Source organism: Micromonospora sp. DT4 (genome assembly GCF_049841675.1).
GTDB lineage: Bacteria > Actinomycetota > Actinomycetes > Mycobacteriales > Micromonosporaceae > Micromonospora.
Genome location: NZ_JBNCKT010000206.1, coordinates 1 through 4,654 on the forward strand (window position 1 = coordinate 1; position 4,654 = coordinate 4,654).

The 4,654-nt window shown below is 70.8% G+C and carries 4 protein-coding genes; 1 reads left to right on the plus strand and 3 read right to left on the minus strand.

Annotated elements, in window-relative coordinates:
- Positions 1–72: 72 nt before the first annotated feature.
- Both ACLQ24_RS28625 and ACLQ24_RS28630 read right to left on the minus strand, forming a co-directional pair.
- Positions 73–1,644, minus strand: a complete 1,572-nt coding sequence (locus ACLQ24_RS28625; protein WP_425894851.1) for a sugar transferase — start codon at positions 1,642–1,644, stop codon at positions 73–75.
- Positions 1,645–1,908: 264 nt separating this feature from the next.
- Positions 1,909–2,769, minus strand: coding sequence for an Fpg/Nei family DNA glycosylase (locus ACLQ24_RS28630; RefSeq protein ID WP_425894849.1), 861 nt, complete (start codon positions 2,767–2,769; stop codon positions 1,909–1,911).
- A gap of 24 nt (positions 2,770–2,793) precedes the next feature.
- On the opposite strand from ACLQ24_RS28630, the gene ACLQ24_RS28635 reads away from it, so the two are divergent.
- A complete protein-coding gene (locus ACLQ24_RS28635; protein WP_425894850.1) occupies positions 2,794–4,050 on the plus strand; it encodes a glycosyltransferase family 4 protein in 1,257 nt (418 codons plus the stop codon).
- A gap of 14 nt (positions 4,051–4,064) precedes the next feature.
- On the opposite strand, the gene ACLQ24_RS28640 is transcribed toward ACLQ24_RS28635, so the two are convergent.
- The gene (locus ACLQ24_RS28640; RefSeq protein WP_425894852.1) at positions 4,065–4,559 is read right to left on the minus strand and encodes a type I restriction-modification enzyme R subunit C-terminal domain-containing protein; all 495 of its coding nucleotides are present in this window, start codon (positions 4,557–4,559) and stop codon (positions 4,065–4,067) included.
- Positions 4,560–4,654 lie beyond the last annotated feature (95 nt).

Genomic DNA, 4,654 nt, shown 5'->3' on the forward strand with positions numbered 1-4,654 from the left:
CATAGCGCTCGGGTAACACTCCGGACACCCGTGATGTTCCTACCCCACCAACCATGATCCACAAGACAGGCCCTAGTACGCGCCCTTCCGGGCGAGCACCACACCGACGGTCCGCCACAGGATGCTGAGGTCGTACGCCAGCGACCAGTTGTCGACGTAGTAGAGGTCGAGCCGGACGGCCTCGTCCCACGACAGGTCGGAGCGACCGGAGACCTGCCACAGCCCGGTCATGCCGGGGCGCACCAGCAGGCGACGTCGCACGTCGCCCAGGAAGTCGCCGTCGTCGGCCGGCAGCGGGCGCGGCCCGACCAGCGACATCTCACCCCAGAGCACGTTGATCAACTGCGGCAGCTCGTCCAGCGACGAGGCCCGCAGGAAGCGCCCCACCGGGAAGACCCGGGGATCCTCCTTCATCTTGAACAGCATGCCGTCGGTCTCGTTCTGGTCGGTGAGGCTGGCCAGCCGGTCCTCGGCGTCGACGTACATCGTCCGGAACTTCCACACCCGGAACGTGCGCCCCTCATGTCCCACCCGGGGCTGGCGGAAGAAGACCGGCCCGGGGTCGGAGATCCGGATCGCCACCGCGATCGAGATGAAGAGCGGGATCAGCAGCAGCAGGCCGAGGCCGGCGGCGACCCGGTCCATCAGGTTCTTGGCCAGCAGCGCCGGCCCGGAGAGCGTCGGCTCCTCGACGTGCAGCAGCGGCAGACCCTCGATCGGCCGGATGTGCACGCGCGGGCCGGCGATGTCGGTCAGCTGCGGGGCGACCACCAGATCCACCCCGGAGCCTTCGAGCTGCCAGGCCAGGCGGCGCAGCTCGCCCGGTTCGGCGCTGGCCGACCCGCACACCGCGATGGTGTCCCCGCCGACCTCGCGGACCAGGGCCAGGACGTCGCGGCCGGCGTGCACCGGCACCGGGGTCGGCACCCCGCGGGCCGCCGCGTAACCGTCGGTGATGTGGATGGCGACCGGCATCAGGCCGGCGGCGGGGCTACGGGTGACCGCCGCGTAGACCTCCAGGCACTCCGGCAGGGTGCCGACCAGCACCATCCGGTGCGCGGCCTGACCGGCCCGCCGGCGGATGTAGTGCAGCGCCCAGCGGGCCACGAAGCGGCCCCACAGGATCAGGAGCAGCGCCCCGAGCAGTGCCGTGCCGACCGTCCAGCGCGACAGCGCGGTCTTGGTGGCGAAGGCGAGGAAGGAGACGCTGGCCGCGACCGTGACGGCGGCCCGGATCACCCGTTTGAACTCGTCCGGGCCGAGCCCCAGGTACCGCCGGTCGTACGCCCGGTTGCTCCAGAGGATGACCACCCAGCCGAGGGGGAGCAGCAGGTAGGAGATGGTGTGGAACCAGGTCGGGTCCTGGTTGGTGCCGGAGAAACCGGAGGCGGCCTGGTCGAAGAGTTGGATCGCGATCCAACTGGCGAACGCCGCCGCGCCGAAGTCGAGCAGCAGCAGGATCGCGGTGTAGGGGCGGTGCCACCGGGAGACACGGCGTCGCGCCCTGGCCCACGCCGACCGGGGGACGCCGTTGTGTGACGGCGGCGTCGGCGGCTGGATCTCGAAGCTGTCGACGTGCCGCACGAGTCTGCTCCGGCCTTCGTTGGATACCGGGCGCTGGAGGCTTGCCGTCACCTCACCCATGTCCTCCCGCATGACACGTGCCGCTCACTCGCAGTGAGGGCCCGGGTCGCCCACCGTCCCAGTCTCCCACGCGGGCCCCAACCGGTCGCCGCCCCGCAGGAGATTGGCGACCGCCGGTGTCGGCGGGATCTGGCCGGCTCCGCACCATTTCAGAAGCCGGGGACCGGGCCACTATACCGATGGATGTGCGTGTGGCGAGAACGGTGGACGGGAGGTTCGGCTCAGTCGGGTCGATTCCGCTCAGTAGTCGCCACGTGAAATTACTCACCGTACGAGGCGGGACAACCGTCGGTCAGCAAGCGGCTTGCCGCCCGTCTGACATGTCGCGCAGTACTGCAGGCTCGAGTCGGCGAACGAGACCTCCCGGACGGTGTCCCCACACACCGGGCACGGCAGCCCGGTGCGGGCGTGCACCTTCAGCCCGGACCGCTTCTCGCCCTTCAGTTCGGCGGCACGCTGGCCGAGGGACCGTTCGACAGCGTCGCCGAGCACCTGCCGTGTCGCCGCGTGCAGGGTGGCGAGCTGGGTGTCCGTGAGCCGATCGGTGATCGCGAACGGGGACAGCTTCGCGGCGTGCAGGATCTCGTCGGAGTACGCGTTGCCCACCCCGGACAGCACCGACTGGTCGGTCAGCACTCCCTTGACCTGCCCGCGCCGGCTGCGCAGCCGCTCGACGAAGGTGGGCAGGTCGGCGGCGAGCGCGTCCGGGCCCAGCTTGGCCACCCCGGGCACGGCGGCCGGGTCGGTGACCAGGTACGCGGCCAGCTTCTTCTGGGTGCCAGCCTCGGTGAGGTCGAAACCGGAGCCGTCGTCGAGCCGGACCCGCACGGCGATCGGGCCCTTGCCGGGTCGCAGCGGAGTCGAGGATCCGAACGCCTCCCGGTAGTGCAGCCAGCCCGCCCGGGCCAGGTGCACCACGAGATGCAGGGCACCCTCGATGACGACGTCGAGGAACTTGCCGTGCCGGCGGGCGTCGACCACCGCCCGGCCGGCGACCGCCGTGGGTGCCGGGTCGTACGTCTTCAGGGCGCTGATCGCGGCGATCTCCAGCCGGTCGACACGCCGCCCCACCGCGCGCTGGCGCAGGTAACCGGCGAGCGCTTCAACCTCCGGTAGTTCGGGCACCAGCCAACGGTAGCCTTCTTTCCCGTGAGAATCGTGGTGGCGCACAACCGGTACCGGGAGGCCCAGCCCTCCGGTGAGAACACGATCGTCGACTCGGAGATCGCCCAGCTCACCGCGGCCGGCGTCGAGGTGCTGCCCTTCATCCGCAGCTCGGACGAGATCCCCTCGATGTCGAAGGCCGCCAAGGCGCTGCTGCCGATCTCACCGATCTGGGCGCCGCGCGCCCAGCAGGACCTGAGCCGGCTGCTCACCGAGCACCGACCGGACGTTCTGCACCTGCACAACCCGTACCCCCTGATCTCGCCCTGGGTGGTGCGGACCGCGCACCGGCACGGCGTGCCGGTGGTGCAGACGGTGCACAACTACCGGCAGGTCTGCTCCTCGGGGATCTACTTCCGCGACGGCGTGATCTGCCAGGACTGCAAGGGCCGGGCGCTGGGCGTGCCGGCGATCAAGCACCGGTGCTACCGCGACTCGGCGGCGCAGAGCGCGCTGATGGCGACGACCTTGGCCGTGCACCGGGGCACCTGGCGCTCGGTGGACCGGTTCATCGCGCTCACCACGGCCATCGCCGACCACCTCCACGATTACGGCATTCCGGACGACCGGATCGTTGTGAAGCCGAACGCCGTGCTCGATCCGGGCCGACCGGCCCCGCTCGGTGACGGCTTCCTCTACATGGCCCGGCTCTCGCCCGAGAAGGGTGTCGACCTGCTGCTGGACGCCTGGCGACGGCATCCGGTGGGTGCCCTGGGCACGCTGCGGATCGCCGGCGACGGCGAGCTGCGCCGGCTGGTCGAGGCCGTCGCGGCCGAGCGACCCGACGTGGTCTACCTGGGTCAGCTCGACCGCGCCGGCGTACGGGCTGCGGTCGAGGCGAGCGCCGTGGTGATCGCGGCGTCGATGTGGCACGACGTGCTGCCGACCGTGATCATCGAGGCGCTGGCGAGTGGTCGGCCGGTGCTCGGGACCGCGTTGGGCGGCATCCCGTACCTGGTGGGAGCGGACGCCCCGCACGAGCCCGCCGGCACCGGCCCGGCCGAGACCGCCTCGGCGGTCGCCGGGCAGGGGCCGACACCGCTGCCGGCCGGTGTGGTCACCGGTACCGCTGGCTGGGTCGTGCCGCCGGAGCCGGCCGCGCTGGCCGCCGCGCTGCCGGTCGCGCGGGCCGGTGCCGCCGTGCTCTCCGCGCGGGCCCGCCTGCGGTACGAGCAGACCTTTCACCCCGACGTGGTCACCACGCGCCTCCTCGACATCTATGCGGGGGTCACCCGTTCCTGACCCGGCCCGCCCCGCTATGCCACCTCACTCGGCGGGGTGGCGGTGTCCCGGACGGAGTTGAGGATCGTGACCAGGCGATCCAGGTCAGCGGACAGGAAGATCGACTCCGGGTTCGGTGCGAGGTCGCTGAACGGGGATTCGTAGAGCCGTTCGGGCTCCATAGCGCCGTTCTGTGTCAGGTGGGCGATGATCAGGTCGATGAAGCTGATCTGGTTCGCGGTCAGGGTGCGGCCGGCCAGGAACCCGCTGAACGCTTCGTTGGCGGCCTCCCGGTCGAGCCCGACCAGCGAGCGGATGAAGAGCCCGAGGCCCTCCGAGGAACGGCGGACCCGGTCGATGTCTTCGGTGCCGCCACCGCTGGCCACGAGCATCCGTTCCAGTTCGTCGAGGTCGGTGGGAGATAGCTGCTTGTTGCGGCGCAGCTTCTGCAACGCCAGGTGGTCCTCGTGGGCGCGCAGGTACACCCGGGCCTTCGCGCGGAAACGCTCAAAGTTGGTGCCGATCCTGATGTCGTTGAGCGAGACTGTTGCCCGCTGATGCGCATGGCCGGTTGTTGAGCGTGGGTGATGGTGGGCAGGTCACTACCGGTGACCCGGTGACGGGT

Excerpts from the sequence above, each read along its gene's own strand:
- ACLQ24_RS28625 (WP_425894851.1), bottom strand. The coding sequence starts at position 1,644 with ATGGGTGAGGTGACGGCAAGCCTCCAGCGCCCGGTATCCAACGAAGGC.